The organism is Litchfieldia stipae, assembly GCF_014837155.1.
Classification (GTDB): Bacteria; Bacillota; Bacilli; order Bacillales; family Bacillaceae_L; genus Litchfieldia.
Genome location: NZ_JACYHA010000007.1, coordinates 110795 through 136254, shown reverse-complemented (window position 1 = coordinate 136254; position 25460 = coordinate 110795). Strand labels below are relative to the sequence as shown.

23 protein-coding genes are annotated in these 25460 nt (G+C 41.9%); 21 read left to right on the top strand and 2 right to left on the bottom strand.

Annotation, left to right across the window (positions count from 1 at the left end; translation table 11 throughout):
• Nucleotides 1-1123: 1123 nt before the first annotated feature.
• From murA to F7888_RS10825, 7 genes are all read left to right on the top strand, one after another.
• Nucleotides 1124-2428 (top strand): UDP-N-acetylglucosamine 1-carboxyvinyltransferase, encoded by a 1305-nt coding sequence (gene murA / locus F7888_RS10855; RefSeq protein WP_191779324.1) that lies wholly within the window; start codon nt 1124-1126, stop codon nt 2426-2428.
• Between the two features lie 407 nt (nt 2429-2835).
• Nucleotides 2836-3861 carry a stage II sporulation protein D gene (spoIID, locus tag F7888_RS10850; RefSeq protein ID WP_191779322.1) on the top strand — a complete coding sequence of 342 codons (1026 nt, stop codon included), beginning with the start codon at nt 2836-2838 and terminating at the stop codon, nt 3859-3861.
• A gap of 204 nt (nt 3862-4065) precedes the next feature.
• Entirely contained in the window at nt 4066-4293 is a 228-nt protein-coding gene (locus F7888_RS10845; RefSeq protein ID WP_191779319.1) for a DUF4177 domain-containing protein, read from the top strand.
• 153 nt (nt 4294-4446) lie between these two features.
• Nucleotides 4447-4815, top strand: coding sequence for a GntR family transcriptional regulator (locus F7888_RS10840; protein ID WP_191779317.1), 369 nt, complete (start codon nt 4447-4449; stop codon nt 4813-4815).
• Nucleotides 4812-5687: an ABC transporter ATP-binding protein gene (locus F7888_RS10835; RefSeq protein WP_191779315.1), complete on the top strand. Its 876-nt coding sequence runs from the start codon at nt 4812-4814 to the stop codon at nt 5685-5687. Before F7888_RS10840 ends, F7888_RS10835 begins: the two co-directional genes overlap by 4 nt.
• Complete coding sequence (locus F7888_RS10830; RefSeq protein WP_191779313.1) at nt 5680-6384, top strand: hypothetical protein; 705 nt, start codon at nt 5680-5682, stop codon at nt 6382-6384. The genes F7888_RS10835 and F7888_RS10830 overlap by 8 nt, the downstream gene beginning before the upstream one ends.
• Before the next feature lie 734 nt (nt 6385-7118).
• Nucleotides 7119-8027 carry a M23 family metallopeptidase gene (locus tag F7888_RS10825; RefSeq protein WP_191779311.1) on the top strand — a complete coding sequence of 303 codons (909 nt, stop codon included), beginning with the start codon at nt 7119-7121 and terminating at the stop codon, nt 8025-8027.
• Nucleotides 8028-8127: 100 nt separating this feature from the next.
• Here F7888_RS10825 and F7888_RS10820 read toward each other — a convergent pair whose 3' ends face one another.
• The gene (locus tag F7888_RS10820) at nt 8128-10410 is read right to left on the bottom strand and encodes an MASE3 domain-containing protein (RefSeq protein WP_191779309.1); all 2283 of its coding nucleotides are present in this window, start codon (nt 10408-10410) and stop codon (nt 8128-8130) included.
• Between the two features lie 226 nt (nt 10411-10636).
• Between F7888_RS10820 and F7888_RS10815 the strand changes: the two genes are divergently transcribed.
• From F7888_RS10815 to F7888_RS10805, 3 genes are read left to right on the top strand one after another with little or no spacing between them, the layout of a single operon-like run.
• The gene (locus tag F7888_RS10815) at nt 10637-10834 is read left to right on the top strand and encodes a PLD nuclease N-terminal domain-containing protein (RefSeq protein ID WP_191779307.1); all 198 of its coding nucleotides are present in this window, start codon (nt 10637-10639) and stop codon (nt 10832-10834) included.
• Entirely contained in the window at nt 10835-11740 is a 906-nt protein-coding gene (locus F7888_RS10810) for an ABC transporter ATP-binding protein (protein WP_191779305.1), read from the top strand. It begins immediately after the preceding gene.
• The gene (locus F7888_RS10805) at nt 11737-12513 is read left to right on the top strand and encodes an ABC transporter permease (RefSeq protein WP_191779302.1); all 777 of its coding nucleotides are present in this window, start codon (nt 11737-11739) and stop codon (nt 12511-12513) included. The genes F7888_RS10810 and F7888_RS10805 overlap by 4 nt, the downstream gene beginning before the upstream one ends.
• A gap of 79 nt (nt 12514-12592) precedes the next feature.
• On the opposite strand, the gene F7888_RS10800 is transcribed toward F7888_RS10805, so the two are convergent.
• The gene (locus tag F7888_RS10800) at nt 12593-13042 is read right to left on the bottom strand and encodes an Lrp/AsnC family transcriptional regulator (RefSeq protein ID WP_191779300.1); all 450 of its coding nucleotides are present in this window, start codon (nt 13040-13042) and stop codon (nt 12593-12595) included.
• Between the two features lie 941 nt (nt 13043-13983).
• Here F7888_RS10800 and F7888_RS10795 point away from each other — a divergent pair.
• The 11 genes from F7888_RS10795 to F7888_RS10745 all read left to right on the top strand — a co-directional run bounded on the left by F7888_RS10795 (nt 13984) and on the right by F7888_RS10745 (nt 25116).
• Entirely contained in the window at nt 13984-15588 is a 1605-nt protein-coding gene (locus F7888_RS10795; protein ID WP_191779437.1) for a gamma-glutamyltransferase family protein, read from the top strand.
• A gap of 49 nt (nt 15589-15637) precedes the next feature.
• Complete coding sequence (locus F7888_RS10790) at nt 15638-16204, top strand: chromate transporter (protein ID WP_191779298.1); 567 nt, start codon at nt 15638-15640, stop codon at nt 16202-16204.
• Complete coding sequence (locus tag F7888_RS10785) at nt 16204-16734, top strand: chromate transporter (protein ID WP_191779295.1); 531 nt, start codon at nt 16204-16206, stop codon at nt 16732-16734. The genes F7888_RS10790 and F7888_RS10785 overlap by 1 nt, the downstream gene beginning before the upstream one ends.
• A 217-nt stretch (nt 16735-16951) precedes the next feature.
• The gene (pcp, locus tag F7888_RS10780) at nt 16952-17554 is read left to right on the top strand and encodes a pyroglutamyl-peptidase I (RefSeq protein WP_191779293.1); all 603 of its coding nucleotides are present in this window, start codon (nt 16952-16954) and stop codon (nt 17552-17554) included.
• 29 nt (nt 17555-17583) lie between these two features.
• Nucleotides 17584-18423 (top strand): DUF1028 domain-containing protein, encoded by an 840-nt coding sequence (locus tag F7888_RS10775; RefSeq protein ID WP_191779291.1) that lies wholly within the window; start codon nt 17584-17586, stop codon nt 18421-18423.
• A 264-nt stretch (nt 18424-18687) separates the two neighbouring features.
• A complete protein-coding gene (locus F7888_RS10770; RefSeq protein WP_191779289.1) occupies nt 18688-18870 on the top strand; it encodes a hypothetical protein in 183 nt (60 codons plus the stop codon).
• Nucleotides 18871-18974: 104 nt separating this feature from the next.
• The gene (locus F7888_RS10765; protein WP_191779287.1) at nt 18975-19277 is read left to right on the top strand and encodes a DUF4212 domain-containing protein; all 303 of its coding nucleotides are present in this window, start codon (nt 18975-18977) and stop codon (nt 19275-19277) included.
• 52 nt (nt 19278-19329) lie between these two features.
• Nucleotides 19330-20991, top strand: a complete 1662-nt coding sequence (locus F7888_RS10760; RefSeq protein ID WP_191779285.1) for a sodium:solute symporter family protein — start codon at nt 19330-19332, stop codon at nt 20989-20991.
• Between the two features lie 1043 nt (nt 20992-22034).
• A complete protein-coding gene (locus F7888_RS10755) occupies nt 22035-23900 on the top strand; it encodes a DUF294 nucleotidyltransferase-like domain-containing protein (protein WP_191779435.1) in 1866 nt (621 codons plus the stop codon).
• Nucleotides 23901-23916: 16 nt separating this feature from the next.
• A complete protein-coding gene (locus tag F7888_RS10750; protein ID WP_191779433.1) occupies nt 23917-24576 on the top strand; it encodes a 3'-5' exonuclease in 660 nt (219 codons plus the stop codon).
• 12 nt (nt 24577-24588) lie between these two features.
• Nucleotides 24589-25116, top strand: coding sequence for a hypothetical protein (locus F7888_RS10745; RefSeq protein ID WP_191779283.1), 528 nt, complete (start codon nt 24589-24591; stop codon nt 25114-25116).
• Nucleotides 25117-25460 lie beyond the last annotated feature (344 nt).

The window sequence follows — 25460 nt, the reverse complement described above, 5'->3', positions numbered from 1 at the left end:
ATAGAGCGATACAACTGGTGTTTTGTCCAATAGGCCCACCCCAAAGGACAAAACAGGCAAGCGCAGCCAATGTTATGTCCAATGGTGGGGTGTAATAGGACAAACCAGAGCGATACAACTAGTGTTTTGTCCCATAGACCCACCCAAGCGGACAAAATAAGCAAGCACAGCCAAGGTAATGTCCAATGGTGGGGTGTAATAAGACAAAACAGATCAATGCAACTGGTGTTTTGTCCCATAGCACCATCCCCGGCGATATACTTCACATAAAATTTACGAAAATTGGGCGTAGGTCGACCATAAAATAGAGGGTCGGCTTTTTTGGATGTCTTTTAAGCAAGCTTTCCGCGGAGTTTGTGATGAAGAGGGTATTCAGCGAGAGTATTCGACAAAATTCGGGTGGTGACAGGCACCACTAAAACCCCTTTTTTACCAAGTATGTCACTATGGAAAACTGGTAAAAATGTAAGTAAGGAAAAGGAATAACGAACAAGGTGGAATACAAAATTAGTATGTCAGTTATTCATTTATTTACTTTGGTAATTTTAGGCTATATCAATTTTTGCTTGAATCAAGTATGATAGCATTTGTTATATGTATTTTTTCACTAAATATGTAATTCCAAAGTCAGGCTTTATCCTCATTTACACACTCCAGACATGCATATTTAGTCATAATTACATCATGGAACAGTGTTTTAAATGACTACCCACAAAAAACAAGGTGGGTAATCGAATCCCTTTTTGGTATGAGAAATGAAAGACGGCGATTTTAAAAAACTTCCAATGATACAGAAGTTGACAAAATTCTTTGAAATCCAACAAATTTCCCTTTCTTAAACTGATAAACAGTGATAAGATTGAAAGTGTTTTGTATAATCTGACGGATTTTATAGAAGGAAACAACAACTAATGGAAAACAAACATTTCATATAGAGACATTTGACTCATGAATTGCATATACTGAGCAGTGTGAAGAGAAATCTTCTTGATCACCCTTAAGAAATGAATATACAAATCGCCATTAAATGAATGATTGGGCGCCCAACCTAATCTTAGAATTGGAACACCAATCATAATGAATGAATATGAATATAGAGAAAATGGACGCGGAGGGGAATACCTTGGAAAAAATCATCGTCCGTGGCGGTCGAAAGCTAAACGGTACTGTTAAGGTTGAAGGAGCAAAAAATGCCGTTTTGCCGGTTATCGCTGCATCCTTATTAGCGAGTGAAGGAAAAAGTATTATTAATGAAGTACCCACGCTCTCCGATGTATATACGATTAATGAAGTCTTGCGTTATTTAAATGCAGAGGTGTCATTTCAGAACAATCAAATCGTAGTAGATGCATCAAGAGAGTTAAAAACAGAAGCACCTTTTGAATATGTGCGAAAAATGAGAGCTTCGGTTCTTGTTATGGGATCACTCTTAGCGAGAAATGGTCATGCTCGTATTGCATTACCAGGTGGTTGTGCCATCGGATCTCGCCCAATTGACCAACATTTAAAAGGCTTTGAAGCAATGGGAGCCAAAGTTAAGGTTGGTAATGGATACATTGACGCTGAAGTTGATGGTAGACTTCGCGGTGCAAAGGTATACTTGGATTTCCCAAGTGTAGGTGCCACTGAAAATATTATGATGGCAGCAACATTAGCTGAAGGCACTACAATCTTAGAGAATGTTGCAAAGGAACCAGAAATCGTTGACTTAGCAAACTTCCTTAATGGAATGGGAGCAAAGGTCCGTGGTGCTGGAACTGGAACGATTCGTATTGAAGGTGTAGAAAAGCTGTATGGAACACAGCATAATATTATCCCTGACCGTATTGAAGCTGGAACATTTATGGTAGCAGCAGCAATCACAGGTGGTAATGTGTTAGTAAGGGGTGCTGTTCCTGAACATCTTAGTTCTTTAATTGCGAAAATGGAAGAAATGGGTGTTAAGTTTATCGAAGAGCAAGATGGCCTACGTGTTATCGGACCTGAGAATTTAAAGCCAATTGATATTAAAACGATGCCACATCCTGGTTTCCCAACGGATATGCAATCACAAATGATGGCATTATTACTTCGTGCAAAAGGCACAAGTATGATTACTGAAACTGTGTTTGAAAACCGATTCATGCATGTGGAAGAATTCCGCCGTATGAATGGTAACATCAAAATCGAAGGTCGCTCGGTCATCATCAATGGACCAACTGAGCTTCAAGGTGCAGAGGTTTCTGCAACAGATCTTCGTGCAGCTGCAGCATTAATTCTTTCAGGACTTGTCGCTGAAGGTTACACTCGTGTAACTGAGCTTAAGCATTTAGACCGTGGATATGTTGATTTCCACCTAAAGCTAGCATCATTAGGAGCTGACATTGAAAGAGTTACTGATGTCGTTAACAAAGAAACAGCTTCTGAAGAAATTAATGTAAATATGTAATCCATCAAAGAGCTAGAGATTTCACCATGAGTGATAATCTCTGGCTTTTTTTAATTTACTCAGGTCAGTTTACCGTTTGTTAATTTACACTATTTGTTGAAAAATCATACATTAAATGTAGAGGAGGAATGGTGTATGGGGATTTTTTCTGCGTTGTTTAAATCAACATGTTCTTTTTGTAAGAAAAAGAAATCAAATTTGACGTCATATAAAGATGATCACGGTGTAAAAATAAAAGTATGCCTACAATGTAAGGAATATGCAGAACGGCGTGCTTTTAGAAGAATTTAATTGTATCGGATGAATGAAACTTGTCATAAATGCTTGTCCAACTCCATATGATTGAATATGCAAGACTCGAAAGACGAGTCACTGTGCATGAAAAAACAGATGGAGGCTCGGTGTTCATGAAATCTTCTTTTAAACCAATCGTTGTCGTATTCTCTATTTTATTCGTTGTTACCTTAATCATCCCTACAATCGTGGTCATCCCGTTTTCCGAGAAATCTGGCGGAAAACTAGCAGAAGAGCACCAAACGAATCCAAGCGAAACGCAAATAGCGTCAGAGTCAAGTGTGGAGGTAGCCGTTCATCGTTCAAGCATTGATGAAATTGAAAATATTCCACTAGAAGAGTATGTGGTTGGGGTATTGGCTTCTGAGATGCCAGCAACGTTCGAATTAGAAGCGCTAAAGGCTCAAGCAATTGCAGCTAGAACTTATATTGTCAGGTATATGCTAAGCGGAAAAACCATTGGTGTACCAGAGGGTGCAATGGTCTCAGATACCGTCAATCATCAAGTATATAAAGGGAAAGAAGAGCTGAAAGAACAATGGGGTAAGGACTATGAGAAAAACTTGGAAAAAGTCACAGATGCTGTAAATGCAACTCGAGGTCAGGTTCTTACATACGATGGAGCACCAATCGATGCTTCATTCTTCTCAACAAGTAATGGATACACTGAGAATTCGGAGGACTATTGGGAAAGTGCTCTTCCGTATTTAAAAAGTGTTGAAAGTAAGTGGGATGAACAATCAGATAAATTCCATGAAAGAAAGGTAATAAGTGTCGCAGATTTTGAGCAACGATTAGGAATCAGTCTTGGCTCTGGGAATGAAGTAGGCACGGTGAAGGAAAGAACAGAAACCAATCGAGTCAAGACTGTCGAAGTGGGAGGCAAGTGCTTTAGCGGCCGAGAGATTCGAGAGGCTTTAGATTTAAAGTCAACGGATTTCTCATGGGATCGTAAAGGGAATGAAATTGTGATTACCACCAAAGGTAATGGTCACGGTGTCGGAATGAGCCAATATGGAGCTAACGGCATGGCCAAGGAAGGTAACAACTACGAAAAGATCCTTACGTACTATTATCAAGGTGTCGATATTGCCTCAGCAGATAAATTCTTAACTCAAATTACAGCAGCTAAGGAATAATGGATGTGTGTGGAGACTGGTCTTAGGGCCGGTCTTTTTTCTTTTAGGGAATGAACGCCCGAATGAAGTTTAAGGGTGCGCACAAAGTCACTCATCTCTCCACCAACCCCAAGGATTCATCTCAAATTTCAACAAAAAAAGAAGGAATATTCTGATAAAAACAGAAATAATATATAACTCAACTCAGGAAGGAGGACAATCAGAATGACTCAATTTGAATACAAGACTATTACCCTCAAGCCTGGGAAAGGGTTATTTAATATTGAGGTAAAGCCTGAGCAAATCGATGAAACGCTCAATCAGCTTGGTGAGGAAGGTTGGAAGCTCGTATCAAGCTACTCTGTTTCAACCAATGGCTTCACATCAGGCATCTATTACACCTTCATTCGTCCAACATCCACCGACACAATCCAATCATATACACTGTATTAACAATAAAAACTGCTCTTCTTTCCGGGCTTACTCAACCCCTTGGAAGAGTAGTTTTTATTTTGTAAAAACATTTTCCAGGAAGTAATTGACATAAAAACGAAAAGGATATATAGTTAGTTGCATAAGTAACTAACCACTTAAGTAGGTGACACGATGGATTCTAATTTAAAAGAAGATAAACCGATTTTTCAGCAAATTGCAGAGAAAGTTGAATCAAGCATCCTTGATGGTTCAATCCAAGAAGGCGATCGAGTACCTTCGACCAATGAATTTGCAAAGTACTATCAAATCAACCCAGCAACCGCAGCAAAGGGAATCAATCAGTTAGTTGACCAAGAAATACTCTACAAAAAGAGAGGGATTGGCATGTTTGTAGCTGAAGGGGCGAGAACGATTATATTGAACAAGCGCAAGAACGACTTTTACAAGGACTTTATTATTCCATTGAAGAGTGAGGCTGCAAAGCTAGGAATTTCAGTGGCGGATTTATCGAAATTGATAGAGCAGGAGGAAGAACAATGAGCATTGTCATTTCGGGTGTGACCAAGAAATATGCTGGAAAAACAGCGTTAAAGGACCTCAGCCTAACGCTTGAGGACGATAAAATTTACGGATTACTTGGCAGAAATGGTGCCGGAAAAACAACCTTAATGAAGCTAGTAGCCGGTCATGAACTGCCGACAAGTGGCCACATTACAATCGACGGAAAAAATCCATTTAATAACCGCGAGATTTTACAGGACATTTGTTTTATCAGCGAAAGTAATAATTTTAAAAAACGTCTTAAGATTAAAGAAGTCCTCAAAATTGCGTCTTTATTCTACCCAAAATGGTCGAATGAAACGGCGCTTAGGTTATTAGAGGTGTTTCAGTTAGATTTAAAAATGACGACAAAGGGGCTTTCTAAAGGGATGGAGTCGGCGCTTGGGATTATAATTGGCCTTTCGAGTCGCGCGCGCTTTACGATTTTTGATGAGCCATATATTGGACTTGATGCGTCTGCGAGATATAAATTCTATGACCTGCTGCTTGAAGAATTTGAAGAAGCACCGCGAACCTTCATCTTGTCGACTCACTTAATTGATGAGGTGAGTAATTTGTTTGAGGAGGTTGTGTTAATGCGTAGCGGCGAGCTGATGCTGCATGAGCCAGCTGAAGAAATGGTGGAGCGAAGTATGATTGTTACTGGGAAACGTGACACAGTGGATGCGTATATTTCTGGAAAAAATGTCATTCATGAGTCTACGCTTGCAGGAAGTAAAACGGTCATCCTCTATGGAGAGAAGCTCGACATCCGTGAAGCGAAGTCCCAGGGGCTTGAGGCGGAACGTTGTCATATTCAGCAATTAATGGTGCACCTAACCGAAGAGCAGGAGGGGAAGCTCTATGTCTAAACAATTCAAAGGGATTCTATATTATCTTACATTAGATTATCGCTTTAGCTTCATGATGTTTTGGTCAATTTTATTAGCAAGTATCACAGTGCTACTTATTATTACCATGTCACTTAACGATACACAAATTACGTTTTCTTCTGCTTTATCCATCTATATATACAGCGGAATTTCAGGATTTTTGCTGACGAAGGAAACATTCCCGTATTGTGTGAAGCTGGGGTCAACTCGAAATAATTATATACTTGGAACAATTTTCTTCAGTGTATTTTTAGCAATCACCATGTCTTTTGTTCATATGATTGCATTGTCTATCTTTGAGTTGGTGATTTCTCTTAATAATATTGAAAACATTTCAATCTTTTTAATGGTACAAAATGAAACATTCCTTTCGACATTGCTGGAGCAGTTCCTTGTGGATAGTGTGATCTGCTTTCTTGTTCTATCATTAGGATTCCTATTGGGGACAGCTTTCTATCGATTAGGAATGATTGGTGGGCTGTCGGGTGTGGCCATTCTGGCTATTATGATCATTCTGCCACAGGTGCGTACTTGGTTATTCGATACCTTCATTCAGTCAAGTGCTGGTAGCTTTCAATTAAACTATGTGGCACTCATCCTTTTAGCACTGATTGCCATGATTCCAAATTGGCTGCTATTAAAAAAAGCACCGACAACTCCAGGTGTCACAAGATAATGATATGGATTTTCCCCTGTTCAGAGATGGATGGGGGTTATTAATTGTTACAGGAGCTGGTATTAGTATGATGCAGGGGCAGAAGGTGCGAGTCGTGCCACAAGCTGTGGAATCTTGAATAATGAGGTCGCTAGAAGATCTGAGTAGTGTCCTCAAGCTGTTGAATTTTGAACAATGAGGTCACTGGAAGATCTGAGTAGTGTCCTCAAGCTGTGGAATCTTGAACAATGAGGTCACTGGAAGATCTGAGTAGTGCCCTCAAGCTGTTGAATCTTGAACAATGAGGTCACTGGAAGATCTGAGTAGTGTCCTCAACCACCGGAATCCGCACCAATGAGGTAACTAGAAGATCTAAGTAGTGCCCTCAACCATGGAAATCCGCACCAATGAGGTAACTAGACTCCCGAAGTAGTGCCCTCAAGCTGTGGAATCTCGCCCAATGAGGTAACTAGCCGCCCTCAAGAAAGTACCCCCAATCCCCAGAATCTCTACAAAGAGGACATCAGAACAACCGAGTACTATCCCAATCACCACACACCTCAATCATCAGGATACTAGCTTGCACACCCAACATCTAATAGAAGCGAAATTACCTTAACGCCCACGCACGAATCTACATTTTTTAAAAAGAATGAATAAAATTTCTTACGTTGTTAAAAAATAATCTAAAAAAATTTTTTCCAGATGTATATAATCTCTCGAATGTGTTCAGAATGATTGCTGAGGTGATGAACATGAGAGAGGAAGAAACTAAACGTACTTCTCCAAAATCAAATGTAAAACAATTTTTCAAGAAACGTTGGGTATTCCCAGCAATCTACTTAGCAAGTGCAGCAATTATTCTAACGGCGGTTTTATGGTTCCAGGGGAACAACGACCTTGCAGATTCTGATAAATTAGGATATGACGAGTCAGACCTGATTACATCAGAAAATGGTGGCGAAAGTGTTCCTGTTAACCAAGCGACGGAGAATTTTGTAATGCCTGTACTTAATGAAGATGTAGTAGAAATTCAAAAGCAATTCTATGACGTGAATGCGTCAGCAGAAGAGCAAGAAGCAGCTCTTGTTTTCTACAATAATACGTATTCAGAAAACAAAGGGATCGACATTGTAGCAAAAGACGGTAGTGTATTTGATGTAACGGCTTCTATGGGTGGAACAGTGACTAGATCTGAAAAGGATCCAACCTTAGGAAACGTTGTTGAAATCGAGCATGCTGAAGGTGTAATCACAGTGTACCAAGCATTATCTGATGTGAAGGTGAAGCAAGGTGATACCGTTGATCGTGGTCAAGTCATTGCGAAATCTGGTAAAAATCTATTAAACACAGAAGTTGATTCATATGTTCATTTTGAAATCCGTAATAACGGTGTGGCAGTGAATCCAATTGACTTCTTTGGTAAGCCACTGACTTCTCTTGAAGAGGAAGCTCCAGCTCAAGATAAGGAAGAGCCAGCTTCAGAAGAGGCTCCTGCTCAGGAAGAAGATGAGAGTGAAGCACCAGCACCAGCTAAGGATGAAGAAGAGCCAGCTGATGAAGAAGGCGCAGAAGGTGAAGAAGAGGAAGCTCCAGCTGACGATGAGAGTGGAGAAGATGCAATTGATTCTTCTGAAGCTACCATCGGAATGGCAAAGGCTTAATCTCTAGTAAAATTGACAATTTCACACATAATGAAGAGGTGGTCCATTGTGGGCCACCTCTTTTTGTACGGTTGTTATCAACCCGAGAAGAGTCAGTCTGCTAGCTTGGCAAACTAGTTTTCGCAGATTTGTGCTCATGGTTAATCTGCTCTTCTTTTGCTAGTGGCAGTCGGATTTCGACGGTGGTTCCGACGTTTTCTTCACTTTCGAACTGGATGGTTCCTTTATGGGCTTCGATAATTCGGAAGCTGACCATTAGGCCTAAGCCGGTTCCTTTTTCCTTCAAGGTATAGAACGGTTCGCCTAGCTTTGGAATGATTTCCTTCGGGATACCGCTACCATTATCGGTAATGCGAATCGTTAAGTGAGACTCTTCCACCTGATCAAGCTCAATGCCAAGCGTGCCACCATTTGGCATGGCCTCAAATGAGTTTTTGATGAGATTAATGAGCACCTGCTTCAGCTGATTCACATCACTGTATACGCTTGTGTTTGACGTGTGAAATGCAACATGCATGTCAACATTATTCATTAAAGCCTGTGGTCCAGCAAAGACACAGACGGAGTGAATCAAGTTCTTCAAATCATAGATTTCATACTTAATCGCCTGAGGCTTGGCGACAACCATAAATTCATTTGTGATTGATTCAAGTCGATCCAATTCTCCTAACATGATATTAATATAATTTTTGTTTGCTTGATTTGAAGTTGAATCTAGTAACTGTGTAAATCCTTTTAAAGCTGTAAGCGGATTCCGAATTTCGTGTGCAAGACCTGCAGCTAATTCACCAACAAGAGCGAGCTTTTCTGATTTTTGTAGGAGTGCTTCTGTCTGCTTTAATTGGGTAACATCTAAGCTAGAGCCAATCACTTCAAGCACATATCCCTTGCGCTTAACAGGTTTTAGTGTCACAATCAGGTTTCGCTTTTGGATGATAATATCAAAGGATACTTCCTCACCATTCCATGCACGCTTGAAGAATGGCAGACCGCGCTTAATCACCTCTGGACTAAAATAATGTTCAATATCCTTCCCTACCAAATTAGTGCCATTTGGCGAGATCACCTTGAGCAAATGCCCTTCACAAAGAGTGAATATAAAACGTGATTGTATTCTTTTAAACTTAAAAATAGTTCCCTGTTGAAGCTTTGCAGTTTCCTTCAATTCCTGTTGAGCAGATCTAATTCGTTCTTCGTCTTGAACCTGTTTGGTTATATCGCGCGTAATGATGACAGTATAAATGTTCTCTCCATAATCACTAGTAACAGGAAAAACGGTGTGCTTGAGATAATGTACTTGGTTCCCCTTTTTTTGAGCAATTATTTTGGATTCGGTCATTACATTTTGACGTATCATTTGAGCAATTGTTTTTTCAATTTTTGCCATATGCTCTGGAATGACTTCAGCAAGCGTTAAACCTAGTACCAGTTCCTTTGGCTGCTTGAAAATCCTTGAAAAGGTTTCATTCACTCGCACGATTTTTTTCTCATTATTTAAGATGATGATGCTATCAGCCGTATTAATAAAGACGGATTCAAGTAGTCCCTGAGTCAATTTGAGACTAGTTTCCACCTCGGATTTTTGCTTGAAGGAAAGCTCCATCTTCGAAAAATAAAAGTATTTGAAAATATAACCATAGCCGACTGCTTTACAAATATGGGAGATAATAATTTTGAAATCTAGCATACTGCTATAGGCAATAATCATGACTTCGCTTATGAATAAGAAGCTGAAGGCCAAAACTAGATCTAATTCAGATGCTGTTTTTGTTTTGAGATATCTTTTTGTCACAATAATAATTGATAGTAAAAGAATGGAACTAATCAGGTATTCAAAGCTGTCTTTTAGAACACTTGGCTGTCCATCGCTTAAAAGTGGTAGCTGGTCTTCAAATTTAATGACGATAAATGAGAGAAGGAGTGTGTAAATTAATGTGCCTGCCATAAATAGTTTTCGACTTTGAACAGGTGAGACTCGGTCCTTAAGAATGACGAGATAAAAAAACGAAAAGGTCGCTGTAAATCGAGCAAATATCCAGAACCATGATGTCTTTGCAATGGAAGCATCAGTGATAAAATGGGGCATTCCAGGGTATGACAACGTATGGAGTAAGTCGAGAAAACCAACGGCAAAAAACACGGATGGAATCCAAAGGGAACTCATCATTTTTGTATCATTATAAGCATGCCAGCCATAGGAGCTAATCGAAAAACAAACGAAAATGCTAAATAGCTCTAGAAAAGTGTGAAAGGATAAGTGATTCACGCCTTTGTATAAGTCGTGCAATGGAATATATAATAAGTTAATTAAGTAGACTATAAACAGTGCAAGAAATAAGTTAATGACCACTTTAGAAGATTTTCTTACATTCAGTTCATCCATAGTATGTACCCTTTCTCTGTATATTCGATAGCTGCAAAATTCGATGTTTAGAGTAATCATATCGGTTTGTAATTAAATTCGACATATCTTAATCAAGTCCTTTGAGATTTTTTAAAATATTTGTTGGAGTCGGTGCCAGGCACCGGAAGTGGGATCAATTGTGTCCCGGTGGGGTGAAACTTTTTTTCTTGTGATACGTATTTGAAAGTAAAAAGGAGGCTAGAGCATGGAGGATTTGTTGTTGGTAAGTTGGGAGCTGCTTTTGCCCATTGTAATTATTCAGTTCGTATTAATGCTGATTGCGCTCGTGGACATCATTAAGGCGAAGGAAACAAAGGGTCCAAAGGTGATGTGGGTACTGATTGTGGTGTTGATTAATTTATTCGGACCCATTGCCTATTTTATTTTTGGAAGGAAGAAATAAATGGCATTTATCACAGTCGAGAAGTTAACGAAGGATTTTGGCAAGAAAACGGTCGTAAGTGAGCTATCGTTTTCGATAAAAAAAGGAAGCTGTACTGCCCTATTAGGTCCAAATGGTGCTGGTAAAACAACGACATTAAAAATGCTCGCAGGGTTACTGAAGCCTTCAAAGGGACAGATTTCATTAAACGAACAAACATCTGGAGATTTACGTGAGGATGTTGGATTTCTTCCACAGTTTCCAGTGTTCTATTCGTGGATGACAGCGGAGGAATTCTTGATCTATGTTGGGCGTCTTTCGCATCTTTCAAAAAAGGAAGCGAAGGAACGGGCTAAGGAATTAATTGAGCTTGTTGGATTAACTGATGCTAGTGATCAGCGAATCGGCGGATTTTCAGGTGGGATGAAGCAGCGCCTGGGGATTGCTCAAGCGATGGTCCATCAACCGAAGCTGTTAATCTTAGATGAACCCGTGTCAGCTCTTGATCCAGTTGGAAGACGAGATGTCATTGACATGTTATCAGAGCTGAAAAAACAGACGACAATTCTTTTTTCTACGCATGTCTTAAGTGATGCTGAAGAAGTGTGTGATGAGATTATCATTATCCGAAAAGGTGAATTAGCGCTAGATTCGTCGATTAAGGACATGAGAACGAAGTATCAGCAAGATATTCTGAAGATTCGATTGAAGGAAACAAGTCCAGAGTGGATGGCTGAATTACGTGCATATGATTTTATCGAAGAAGTGAAGGATGAAAAGGGTTCAATTACCTTATATGTGTCAGATGTGGAACGTGCGAAGGTTCAGGTGCTACGAGATTTTGTAGAAAAGAACCTCCCAGTAACCTCGTTCTCGGTAGGGCAATCTTCACTAGAAGACGTATTTATCGAGGTGGTGAAGGAATGAAGCAGTGGTTTGTCTTATTTACAAAAGAATGGGTAGAAATGACACGCAATTATAAGCTTATTTGGATTCCTCTTGTCTTTATATTGTTCGGGATCATGCAGCCTGTGACTAGTTACTTTTTGCCGGAGATTTTGAAAAGTGCCGGAGGATTACCCGAAGGAGCTGTCAGTGAATTTCCGTTACCGTCACCAGCAGAAGTGATGGCACAGACGAATGCACAAATTAGCCAAATCGGATTTCTGATTTTGGCATTGGCCTTCATGGGAATAATCACGAGTGAGAGAGCTAGTGGTGTGCAGGATTTGATCTTGGTCAAACCGGTTTCTTTAGCTAGTTATGTGACCGCAAAATGGATGAGTGTGGTTGTTCTCGGTTTCACCTCTTACGTGTTAGGGATTCTTGCAGCCTATTATTATACGGTACAGTTAATTGGGGACATTGACTTTGGGTATGTTCTTAGTGGAATGTTCACGTACGCAGTCTGGTTGATCTTAGTCATTACCTTCCTGTTGTTCTATAGTACGTTTATGAAAAGCAGTGGCATGGTCGCGTTTTTAACCTTGGGAACGACGATGCTGTTGTCGCTAGCGACTTCGCTGCTTTCAAAATGGATGATGTGGAGCCCGGCACGTCTAGTCGTACACTCGGCATCACTATTTAATAATGGGGAGGCAGAGAAGTATTACGCGTTGTCCTTCACGGTGGCAATTGTTTTGATTGGTGTACTGATAAGTGCGGGTATTGTTGTTTTTAAGCGGACACGGAATGGGTAAAGCATGGATCGCCATTGCGGTGCCAGGCACTCGTAGGAGCAGAAATGATCCCACTTTGGGTGCCAGGCACCGATTGGGGTTAGAGCTTCAGTCCGGTGCGGCTCTTGAATCGTCTGAGTAAGATATGGCTTTCGACTCGAGTGATGCCTTCTAAGCTATAGAGCTCTTCATTGATAAAGGATTCGAGCTTGGCGAAATCCTCAACAAGTACGTGCATGTGGAGCGTGCTCGGTCCGGTCATTTGATAGCAGCTCGCAACTTGCGGATTGTTGGCCAAGGCTTCAGCTACAGCAACAAGAGAAGCGGGCTCACAATCAACCTCAAAGAAGGCAGAAACACCCTTCCCAATTTTTTCAGAATTAATGACTACCGAAAATTTCTCGATCACACCGTTGTCCATCAATTGGTTGACTCTCTCCCGAATCGAAACCCTCGAAAGATTCAATTCCTTTCCAATATCAACATAGGACATTCTGCCATTTTCCGTTAACAATTGTAATATTTTCTTATCCGTTTCATCAAGCCTCATTTACTCACCACTTCACTATGTAATCATGAAACTATCTTATCCTACTATGGGAAAAACAATCAAGAGGGTTTGTGTAGGGACTCTAGACCCCGAAAGATGTGAGAAGGAGTGGTTGAGGTAAGTGGAAGAGGAGGTTAGTGTCCTGAAAGAAGTGAGAAGGAGAGGATGAGGTACCTAGAGGAGTTGGCTAGTGCCCTGAAAACAATGCAGGGTACCAGATGAAGTACCTAGATGGGCTGACTAGAGCCCTGAAAGGAGTGCAAGGTACCAAATGAGGTACCTAGATTGGCTGACTAGAGCCCTGAAAGCAGTGCAGGGTGCCAGATGAGGTATCTAGAGGAGTTGGCTAGAGCCCTGAAAGCCTCAGAAAGTGCCAGATGAGGTACCTAGATTGGCTGACTAGAGCCCTGAAAGGAGTGCAAGGTACCAAATGAGGTACCTAGATTGGCTGACTAGAGCCCTGAAAGCAGTGCAAGGTACCAGATGAGGTATCTAGATTGGCTGACTAGAGCCCTGAAAACAGTGCAGGGTGCCAGATGAGGTATCTAGAGGAGTTGGCTAGAGCCCTGAAACAGTGCAGAGTACCAGATGAGGTATCTAGATGAGCTGACAAGAGCCCTGAAAGCCTCAGAAAGTGCCAGATGAGGTACCTAGATGGGCTTACTAGTGCTCTGAAAGCCACGAAAAGTACCTGATGAGTACCCCAGTAGAATTCACTAATGCTCCACCCCTCTCAAAACGTCAACATCCAGCCACCATCTAAATAATAACAATTTTTATTATCAGTATATTTACAATATTGTGTGGAAATTGCGTGTGAGTAGAGTTATAATTTACTAGACAGATTGTGGTTACGTTTGTTAGTTGTTTTCAATCTATTGGTTTACAAATGTATAAATACATAGTGTTAAAAATACAATGTGGAGGTATGGTCGATGAAGATGGATTATTTAAATCACCCTTATTCATCGCAGAGGATGACAACTTTTGCGAAGAATGGAATGGTGGCAACGTCACAGCCATTAGCGGCACAAGCCGGATTAGATATTATGAAAAAAGGTGGTAATGCGATTGATGCGGCGATTGCTACTGCGGCGGCACTCACTGTTGTTGAGCCAACTTCAAATGGAATTGGTGGAGATGCGTTTGCGATAGTGTGGGTAAATGGTGAATTGCATGGCCTAAATTCGAGTGGTCGTTCACCGAAGAACCTGTCAATTGAAGCGGTGAAGGAACGTGGGCATGAGACGATGCCGAAATTTGGCTTGGTTCCTGTGACGGTGCCTGGGATTCCAGGGGCATGGGCAGCTCTATCTAAGCGATTCGGAAAGCTACCATTAACTGAGGTGTTAAAGCCAGCGATTGAGTATGCAGAAAAAGGTTATCCTGTTTCACCAACGCTAGGGAAGTATTGGAAGAGAGCATACAGTGCTTACAAGCAACTATGCACAGGTCCAGAATTCCAGGGCTGGTTTGATACATTTGCACCAAATAATCAGCCACCTGAAATCGGTGAAATGTGGAGCTCAGAAGGTCATGCGAGCACCCTTCGTTCGATTGCGGAAACGAATGCAGAGAGCTTTTATCGTGGTGAATTAGCGGAGAAAATTGCGGCATTTTCAAAGGAGCATAATGGGTTTATTACGGCTGAGGATTTAGCAGCATTTGAGGCTGAGTGGGTGGAGCCAATCTCAGTGAAATACCGTGGATATGATGTGTGGGAGATTCCACCAAATGGTCAAGGACTAGTTGCATTGATGGCGTTGAATACATTAAACGGCATAGAGTTAACGGAGAAAGAATCGGTTGATACATACCATAAGCAGATTGAAGCGATGAAGCTAGCGTTTGCCGATGGGAAGAAATATATTACCGATCCTAAGGACATGTCGACGTCTGTGGAACAGCTTTTATCAGAGGAATTTGCAGCACAAAGACGCAGCTTAATTGGCGAAGATGCGCTGACGCCAGAGCCAGGAACACCGCCAAGTGGTGGAACAGTGTATTTAGCGACAGCTGATGGTGACGGAAATATGGTGTCATTTATTCAAAGTAACTACATGGGCTTTGGTTCTGGAATTGTTGTTCCGGGAACAGGAATCGCGCTGCAAAACCGTGGACATGATTTTTCACTTGATCCAACACATGAAAATGCATTAAAACCTGGTAAAAAGACATATCATACGATTATCCCAGGATTTTTAACAAAGGACGGAGAAGCAGTTGGGCCGTTTGGTGTCATGGGTGGATACATGCAGCCACAGGGTCACGCGCAGGTTGTCATGAATACAGTCGATTTCCATCTGAATCCGCAAGCAGCACTTGATGCGGCAAGATGGCAGTGGATTGAAGGGAAGAAAATTCAAGTCGAGCACAGCTTCCCGCAGCATATCGCACAAAGCTTAGCACGCAAAGGTCATCAGATTGAAGTGACAGTAGATAGTGGTGGCTACGGTCGCGGCCAAATCATTTGGAGAGATCCAAAAACAGGTGTATTATCTGGTGGAACAGAGTCAAGAACCGATGGATCAATAGCATCTTGGTAAAAAGCTCATAGTGACTGAGGACGTCCTCAGGAGAAAAGGATTGATAGGTTTGAAACAAGTACAACTATTTACTGCGTTTTTTAAAGTGGGAATGTTGGGGTATGGGGGAGGTCCGTCCTCCATTCCGCTTGTCCACAAAGAGGTTGTCGAGCGTTATGAATGGATGGATAATGATGAATTTGCTGATGTGCTGGCACTTGGAAACACCTTGCCAGGTCCGATTGCGACGAAAATGGCGGGATACATCGGTTACCGTGTTGGTGGTGTGCTGGGGATGATCAACGCAATTGTTGCATCGATCGTTCCTACCATTGTGCTTATGATTATCCTCCTCACATCGCTTGCGACATTCAAAGATTTAGCATGGGTTGGTGGGATGACAAAAGCCGTCGTACCCGTTGTTGGTGTGATGCTAGCGGTACTCACATGGCAATTTATTGACAATGCTAAAAAGGGATTAGGCTGGTTAAAAACAGTGATTTTCGGTGTAGTCAGCTTAATCTTATTGCAATTTTTAAATATTCATCCCGGTGTTTTAATTGCCGTGCTTTTGATCGCGGCACTTGCGCAAAAGGATAAGAAGGAAGAACCGGAGAAGAAAGGGGGAACTGCGTGATGATTTATTGGCAGCTCTTTCTTGCGTTCTTCATTCCAGGAATCATCGGTTATGGTGGGGGTCCAGCGTCCATCCCACTTGTTGAAAATGAAGTCGTGTCAAATTACGGCTGGCTAACGGTTAGCGAATTTAGTGAGGTGCTTGCATTAGGGAACGCACTTCCAGGTCCAATCGCAACAAAAATGGCGGGGTATATAGGCTTCCAAGAGGCTGGTGTACTTGGAGCAATCGTGGCTACCTTTGCCACTGTGGCACCGTCACTTATTCTAATGATTGGCCTATTAGGCATCCTCTACAAGTTCAAGGACTCACCAAAAGTGAAGCGCATGACCAACTACATTCGCCCAACCATTGGAGTCTTACTTGGAATTATGGCTTATAACTTCTTCGCAGAATCATATGTTAGCGCTGGGTTAGTCCAGACGATCATCTTGATTGTCGCGAGCTACCTTCTGATGGAAAAATGGAAGGTGCACCCGGCCTATGTCATTGTTGGGGCATTAGTATATGGAGCGGTATTTTTAGCTTAAAATAATAGGTCAGATTCCTGTTCGGGGGATCTGACCTGAATTCTATTAAAAAATAGTTTCTAGCAGGTTGAATACACGTAGACTCCTGCGGGATTTGCAGGAAGGATGAGACCCCACAGGCACGAGGAGGCTCATCACCTGCCCCGCCGGACGCGGAGTGTATTCAGGCTGCGGGTTTCATTGACGAAAATAGCTGAAAGAAAAGAAGGTGTCAAAAATGAAAACATTATTATTAACAGGATTTGTTCCCTTTTTGGACAACCCAATCAATCCAACGGAAGTAATTGTGAAGGCATTAGATGGACAGACTCTTGGCCATTATCAAGTGGTTAGTCGCGTGCTACCCGTAGATTTCTCTGAATCAGCGGTGAAACTGGAGCAGTACATGGATGAAGTTGAACCTGATGTCGTGATTTCATTAGGGCTAGCAGCAGGTCGCACGAAAATTACACCTGAACGAATTGCGATCAATTGTCGCGATGGGGCAGCTGATAATCAAGGGGTTAAGCTTCAGGATGCACCGATTGCTGAAGACGGACCAGCGGGCTATTTTTCAACCCTTCCAATCCGTGCTTTCGTAGATGCGTTAAATGAAGCAAACTATCCAGCAACGATTTCAAACACAGCAGGAACGTACCTTTGCAACAATGTGATGTATGCGGCTTTGCGTAAAATAGAGCGCGATGGTACCAAGATTCGTGCTGGATTTGTTCATATTCCAGCGTCACATGAATTAGCGGTTCAAAATCCGAAGCTACCAAGCTGGTCAAGCCGTGATTTGGAAGAAGCGATTGCCACTATTATTAAAGTACTAGATTGATATGATCCAATAAACAGGGAGGTTTTTTTATGACATTTTCAATTGTAGGATTTGATCCAAAGACAAATGAGTTAGGAATTGCGGTTCAATCAAAGTTTCTTGGAGTGGGCGCGGTTGTGCCCTGGGCGAAAGCTGGAGTAGGGGCGGTCGCAACGCAATCCTATGCGAATACGTCATACGGACCGAACGGATTAGAGCTCATGGCTGCGGGGAAAACGGCGCAGGAAACACTGGACCAACTTGTGACTGACGATAGTGACCGTGAATTCAGACAGGTAGGAATCGTGGATGCGAACGGAAATGCAGCAACCTTCACAGGCTCAAAATGCTATGACTGGGCAGGTGGAATCACAGGTGAACACTTTGCAGCACAAGGAAATATCCTTGTTGGCGAAGAAACCGTGTTAGCGATGGGCCGCACATTTGAACAAACTGAAGGAACATTAGCCGAGCGCCTCCTAAAAGCACTAGATGCTGGACAAGAAGCTGGGGGAGACAGCAGAGGGATGCAATCAGCAGCTCTCTTAGTGGTAAAAGATCAAGGCGGATACGCTGGCTTCAACGACCGCTTCATCGATGTCCGTGTAGACGATCATCCAGACCCAATCAAAGAATTGATTCGTGTCTATGAACTACAGCAGCTCTACTTTGCACCACCAAAACAAGAAAACATCGTAGAAATCACTGGTGCGATTCAAGCCGAGCTTAGCGAACAGCTCACGCGACTAGGCTATCTTAAAGAAACGAGTGAAGAAGCCCTATACCGAGCACTAACGACCTATATTCACACGGAAAACTTCGAGGCACGTGAACTAGAACAAGGCAAGCTAGATCTTGATATTCTAACATATATGAAAAAACAAGGATAATAACTGGTGCCAGGCATCCCGAGCGGGACAAAAGCGTTCCCACTTGCGGTGCCTGGCACCCTTTCTTTTGCAAGATTTGTAGAAAGATGGGGGAATTTTTTGTACAAAGGTGATTGACGAGTTGCTGCTATCACTGCATAATGAAATAAGATTATAGAATTTTATAAAAATTCAAAACGAGCGTGGCTCATCTTTTTTTATGTTCAATTGATAACGCTTTCACTTAAACAAGCCATCCATCTAATTAGAGGAGGTCCATCGACTTTGATTCCTTTTATCATCATCTTACTCATTGCAGGCGTCTGCCTTTTTCTAGCCTTGAAAAAGAAACGCCCCATCCTCCTGTTGTTGCCATTTCTAACCATCTTTTTGTATTTTGTTGTTGAAGTGATTTTGTTTCCAGCACCACTTCTTGAGACGATCAAATTTATATTTAGTTTGAGATAGTGGGACCCAATTTTTTAAGGAGGTGAGTACTTACCTAATGAAGCTTTAATACAAAACTGTCCAATTTCCCCATTCGCCAAAATATACTGTGGAGGTGGCCTGAGTTGAAGAAAATTGAGAAGAATATTGCGGATGCTTATTTTCGCGAGCGTACTAGAAATATCATTATCTATTTAATTATCTGGTTTGTCGTGTCATTTGGAGTTGTTTTTTTTGCTGAAGGTCTAAGTGATTTTTCAATTAATGGGTTTCCATTTCATTACTTTATGGGAGCACAGGGTGCAGTCGTGATCTTTATTGTGCTGCTGTTCATTAACGCAAAGGTGAGTGACAACATCGACCGCAAATACGGGATTGACGAAAGCAAGAATGAACAAATTAGCTCTGGTAAGGTGTTAGATCATTAATACCGCAATAAATGAATGAACATTCAATCACTTTAGTAAAAGGGGGATGAATATGGACACACAATTTTTGGTCTCATTTTCTATTATTTTAGCGACGTTTGCGTTGTACATCGGGATTGCAATTTATAATAAGGCGAAAGCAACATCAGATTTCTATGTAGCTAGTCGCGGGGTCCCACCGATTTTTAACGGAATGGCGATTGGGGCAGACTGGATGAGTGCTGCTTCGTTCATCGGGATGGCCGGAACAATCATGCTCCTTGGCTATGATGGACTCGCCTATATCATGGGATGGACCGGCGGTTACCTGCTATTAACCTTCCTTTTAGCACCACAGCTTAGAAAATATGGTCGCTACACGGTCCCAGAATTCATTGGCGACCGTTATAACAGCCACACGGCTCGGGTCATCGCAGCGATTTGTACGATCATTATAAGTTTCACTTACTCAATCGGACAGCTATCAGGGTCTGGAGTGGTTATCGGTCGTTTATTTGAAATCGATGCAAAGCTTGGAACGATGATCGGGGTTGTCCTGATTGCATTCTATGCAGCATTCGGAGGTATGAAGGGGATTACATGGACACAGGTAGCGCAATATATCATTTTAATTATCGCCTATCTAATCCCAGTTATATTCATGTCGCTTCAGATCACAAATAACCCAGCTCCATGGCTTTCGTATGGAAAAATTGTCGGGGAAATGGGTGAGCTAGACCGTCAACTAGGAATCTCGGAATACTTTGCTCCATTCACCAATGGGACGAAGTGGCAGTTCATGGCATTAATGTTCACATTAATGGCGGGGACAGCTGGACTTCCACACGTAATCGTTCGTTTCTACACGGTATCAACGATGAAGGCTGCACGTTGGTCAGGTGCATGGGCGCTATTATTCATCGGATTACTATACTTATCGGCACCAGCCTATGCTGCGTTTTCTCGTTTTATTTTAATGAAAAATGTGGTTGGACAAAAGATTTCAGAGCTACCAGAATGGACCGCAACCTGGGTCAATACAGGGAAGCTTGCAGTCGCTGATGCAAACGGTGATGGAATTTTACAATGGCAGGAGCTAACGATTTCAAATGACATCGTAGTTATGGCAACTCCAGAAATTGCAAACCTTGGCGTCTTTGTCATCGGGCTAGTTGCAGCTGGAGCGATGGCAGCCGCACTTTCAACAGCTGGTGGACTCATGCTTGCGATCTCGTCTTCATTTGCGCATGACATCTACTATCGCGTGTTAAGACCAAATGCATCTGAAAAAAATCGCTTAAGTATTGCACGTTGGACGATTGCTATTGCAACTTTACTAGCTGGTTTGATTGCACTGAACCCACCAGGGGCAATCACTCAAATTGTTGCCTGGGCATTCGCACTCGCATCCGGAACCTTCTTCCCAGCACTCTTACTCGGTGTTTGGTGGAAACGTTCAAATGCCAAAGGGGTAATGGCCGGATTGTTAGTCGGACTCGGCGTCACTCTAGCATATATCTTTGCTTCAAAATACGGTGGCTTCACGATTGCCGGAATCATTGACACAGGAGCAGGTGTGTTCGGAGCAATCGCAGCGATCATCACGAATGTGATTGTATCTCTAGCAACAGCAGCACCGTCTCAAGAAATTCAAGACGAAGTCGTCGACCTTCGCTACCCAGAGCAAATGACTTACAAGGATGGGGAAGTTTGGTTGAAGGATGAGAATCTGTAGTTAGATGTGAACTGTTTGGCTGGTGCCAGGCTCCGCCCCCGGGACAGATAATGTCCCGGATTTGGTGCCTGGCACCTTTTGTGGATTTGGCACATATTTCGTTGAATGAATCAGTATGATGTAAGGAGGTGGCGGGAGACAGGCGGAAGCAGTTGGTTGAATGGTTAAGGATTTTCGTTGGATTATGGCAAATGTTCGTTGAATTTCACTTGAGTTTCGTCGGATTCTGCTCAGATTTGGTTGAATGAATGGATATGCTACAGCCAATAAGAGCCTTTCGTTGAATGAAGTCACTTTTTCGTTGGAATATGGCCTTCGTTCGTGGGATTCCGCTTTGATTTGGTTGAATGAATATGCCTTTTCCAGAAAGGCATAGCCTTTCGTTGAATCTAGCTTAATTTTCGTTGGAATATAGCCTTCGTTCGTGGGATTCCACTTCGATTTCGTTGAATGAATTAATAAGCTTCAGCCATTGAGTGCCTTCCGTTGAATGAAGTCACTTTTTCGTTGGAATATGTCCTTCGTTCGTGGGATTCCGCTTCGATTTGGTTGAATGAATCAAAATGCTACAGCCAATAAGAGCCTTTCGTTGAATTCCGTTGCTTTTTCGTCGGAATATGCCCTTCGTTCGTGGGATTCTGCTTCGATTTCGTTGAATGAATATGCCTTTTCCAGAAAGGCATAGCCTTTCGTTGAATCTAACTTAATTTTCGTCGGAAAATGCCCTACGTTCGTGGGATTCTGCTTCGATTTCGTTGAATGAATATGCCTTTTCCAGAAAGGCATAGCCTTTCGTTGAATCTAGCTTAATTTTCGTTGGAATATAGCCTTCGTTCGTGGGATTCCACTCCGATTTCGTTGAATGAATTAATAAGCTTCAGCCATTAAGAGCCTTCCGTTGAATGAAGTCACTCTTTCATCGGAATCGGATCAAACTTCGTTGAATGATGCATAACCCGGGACAAAAGTGTTCCCACTAGCGGTGCCAGGCACCCATACCAACAAACACCATCAAAAACTAGAAGGTGAACTCATTGTTAACCATGGAACAACTATACGAGAAAGTTCGAAATCATCCATTCTTCACAAATATAGAGAAGGAGACAGCTCTTGAACTCCTTCATGGCTGTATGCAACAAACTTTTCAACACAAACAAGTAATCTTTGAAGCAAACAAGCAGCGAGAGGGTTTACTCTTGCTGCTTTCTGGTGTCGCAGAGGTCTATGTCGAAGCAACAAATGGCCGGCATGAGGTGCTTGAAGTCGTTCAGGCTGGGGAATTAATTGGATTTTCAAGCCTCGCTGACTTTTTAGGTATATCAGAGTGGAAGGAGTCAGAGCAAATGGTCGAGGTTCGCGCTACAGAGGAAGTACTAGCGATCCTGATTCCATTTACCATCCTCAAGAAGCGCTGGGACGACCAAGGAATCTACGACTATCTTCTAACCCAAGTCGCTGGAAGACTGAAGGATGTGTACAACTCACTGGCTGAACAAATCAAGCAATCTCGACAATATGGGGATTCCGACACAATGGTGATCAGAGTGCAAGACATGATGTCTACACCTGTCCTCACCGCCAGCCCAAGCACCCCGATCACTGAGGTTGCTAGGATGATGGGCAACGATCGGACAAGTTCTGTTCTCATCACCCATGACTCAATCCCAAGAGGAATCATCACCGAGCGTGACCTGGTCAATCGAGTTCTGGCAAAAGGACAGCCAGCAACCATCACCGCAGAAAAAATCATGACAAGCAAGCCGATCACGATTTCGCGATTTTCCTATTATTACGATGCGCTCTCAATCCTATTACAACATGGAATCAAGCATTTGCCAGTGATGGACGGTGACAAACTGGTAGGGATAGTGACTCTTTCAGACCTTCTACGAAAAAAGAACGAAAGCATGATGAAAACCATCCAAACGATAGAAACAGCAAGGGAGACGACCTTACCGAAAATCAAACCAGCTCTCTATGATGTGCTCGGAACCTTGATTAAAGGCAATGTACCAACTTTCCATTTACTCGACATCATGACACGGCTCAATGATCGAATTGTTCACCGCTGTATTGAGCTTGCGATTGATTCAATCGGAACTCCACCACCATGTCCATTTTGCTTCTATCAAATGGGGAGCAGTGGCCGAGCGGAGCAGGTATTACTAACAGATCAAGATCATTTCCTAGTCTATGAAAACATCAAATCGAATCTCTATTTCGAACAATTATCAAACGAAATTGTCCGTCTACTTGAACTGGCTGGTTATGAAAGATGTAAGGGCAGAATGATGTCGAATTACCCAAACTGGAGAGGCGATATATCCACTTGGAAGGAAAGAATCCACAGCTGGTCGATACAAGCCACCAATGAGAATCTATTACTTACCCAAAACTTCCTTTCATATCGAAAAATATATGGTGACCAACAACTCCATCAGGATTTTGAAAAGGGACTTACAGACCAATTAAAACGTGGTAAAATTTTACTGTATCGATTAACAGAACTTGAACGTGAACATCAAGTCCCAACACTAGAACAACCTCTCAGAGCCTTATTCAACCTCCAACGAAAACAGCTTGATATGAAAAAAGAAGTCCTGTTTCCAACGCATCATTGCCTTCAGATTCTAGCATTAAAGCATGGCATTCTATCAGGTACCCCACTCGAAAGAATAGATAGATTAATAGATTCAAAGGCTCTATCGACAACTTTTGGGGAGGATCTAAAACAATCCATTGAAGAATTACTTTCAATTTATATCAAACACCGTTGGAACCAGCACAAACAGAATCAACCATTAATATCCAAGCTACAACTCATCCACCTATCAACACGTGAAAAAGAAATACTCACCTCAGCTTTAAAACGAATAAGAGAACTACAACTATTCGCTGTTTCAACCTAGAAAGGAGAGGGTCCCTATTTTTTTCAAGAAACCAAGCCCATTTGGATTAGAGCATGACATCTCTTTAAATACACGAATTGAAGATGTGCAGTTCACGGTGTTTGATACGGAAGCAACGGGGTTCAACATTGCAACGACCGATCGTTTAATTGAAATTGCAGCCGTGCAAGTGCATGGACTTGAGGTACAAGAGCATGGGAAATTTCAGACATATGTGAACCCGAACCGACAAATTTCTCGGGAAATAACCAAGTTAACAAAAATTTCAGATAATTTAGTCGAAAATGCACCAACTTCGCTTGAAGCGATTGAGGCGTTCTTTAATCATGTGAATCAACTTGAAACCGTCTGTTTAGTTGGCCACTATGTATCGTTTGATATGCTTGTATTGAAGCATGAGCTTAGACGAAATAAATTGGGATTTAAAAAACAGCAAGCAATCGATACTCTCGATTTGATTGGATTCATTGCTCCGTCCTATGACATGCGTGACCTTCACAATTACGCAAGGGCATTCAATTCGAGAATGTATGAACGACATACGGCGATGGGAGATTCCCTGACGACGGCCTACTTATTTATCGAGCTACTCCAGCTTTTTAAACAAAGAGGTTATCAAACATGGGGTGAACTATTGCAGGAAACGGACAGTCAGATTCGGACCAGTTTATTCTAAGGAGGGGAGCATATGGAGATATTTATTATCGTCATACTCATTTCATTTGTCGCTGGACTCCTGCCAATCCTTTACTACCATAGAATGAAACCGAAGTGGTTCATCCCTATGTATTTTTTCATGAGCATGGGTGGCGTTTACTTAATAAGAATTTTGACCATCCCTCCAGATACGATTTCAGGAAACGGAAACATCGCGATCCTACTTCTTCCTATTGTCCTTTTTACGTACACAGGACTTCTATATCTTGTGTGGAAAGAAGTGAATCAATTGTTAAAAACGAAGAACAACCGATTCGTCTATTTATTCATTGGCGCTGCTACCCTAATACTGATCGTTTGCATTATAGAAGAAATTCAATTCACTCAAGAATTAATCACCCAACTTGGTGGTGGCCCAGATGTTCCCGATTCGAGAATATATAGATTTGGTTGGTTCAACCAATATACGAATACAATCTACGTGAATGCGTATACTTTTTTTATCGGCTTAACGACGTGTTTAACAATTGTTGGATTAAGAAATTTGAAAAAAAAGTAAATATATTTATATGACAACCAATTGTGATTTTTTTGAAACAAAATGAATGCCGACCCTACAAGGATAAGGGTTCACGCAAGGGTGTCCGGCACGATGTTTTGTACTATTTTTGAAAAAATTCAAATAAAACCCTTGTCCCTCTTGACTTTGTTAGCATAATCCCTCAACCAAGCTAATAAAATGTTACAAACCTAACAAAGAGAGTGTTTGAGGTGAGGGATCGTATATACATCTTCGAAGATTTAGCAATGCATCCTGCAAGAGCGATTATCTAAGATACTTATCGTTGAAGCATGAGCGAGTCTCATTTCACACTTCTCACATCCATATAGGGAGGGCGAGTA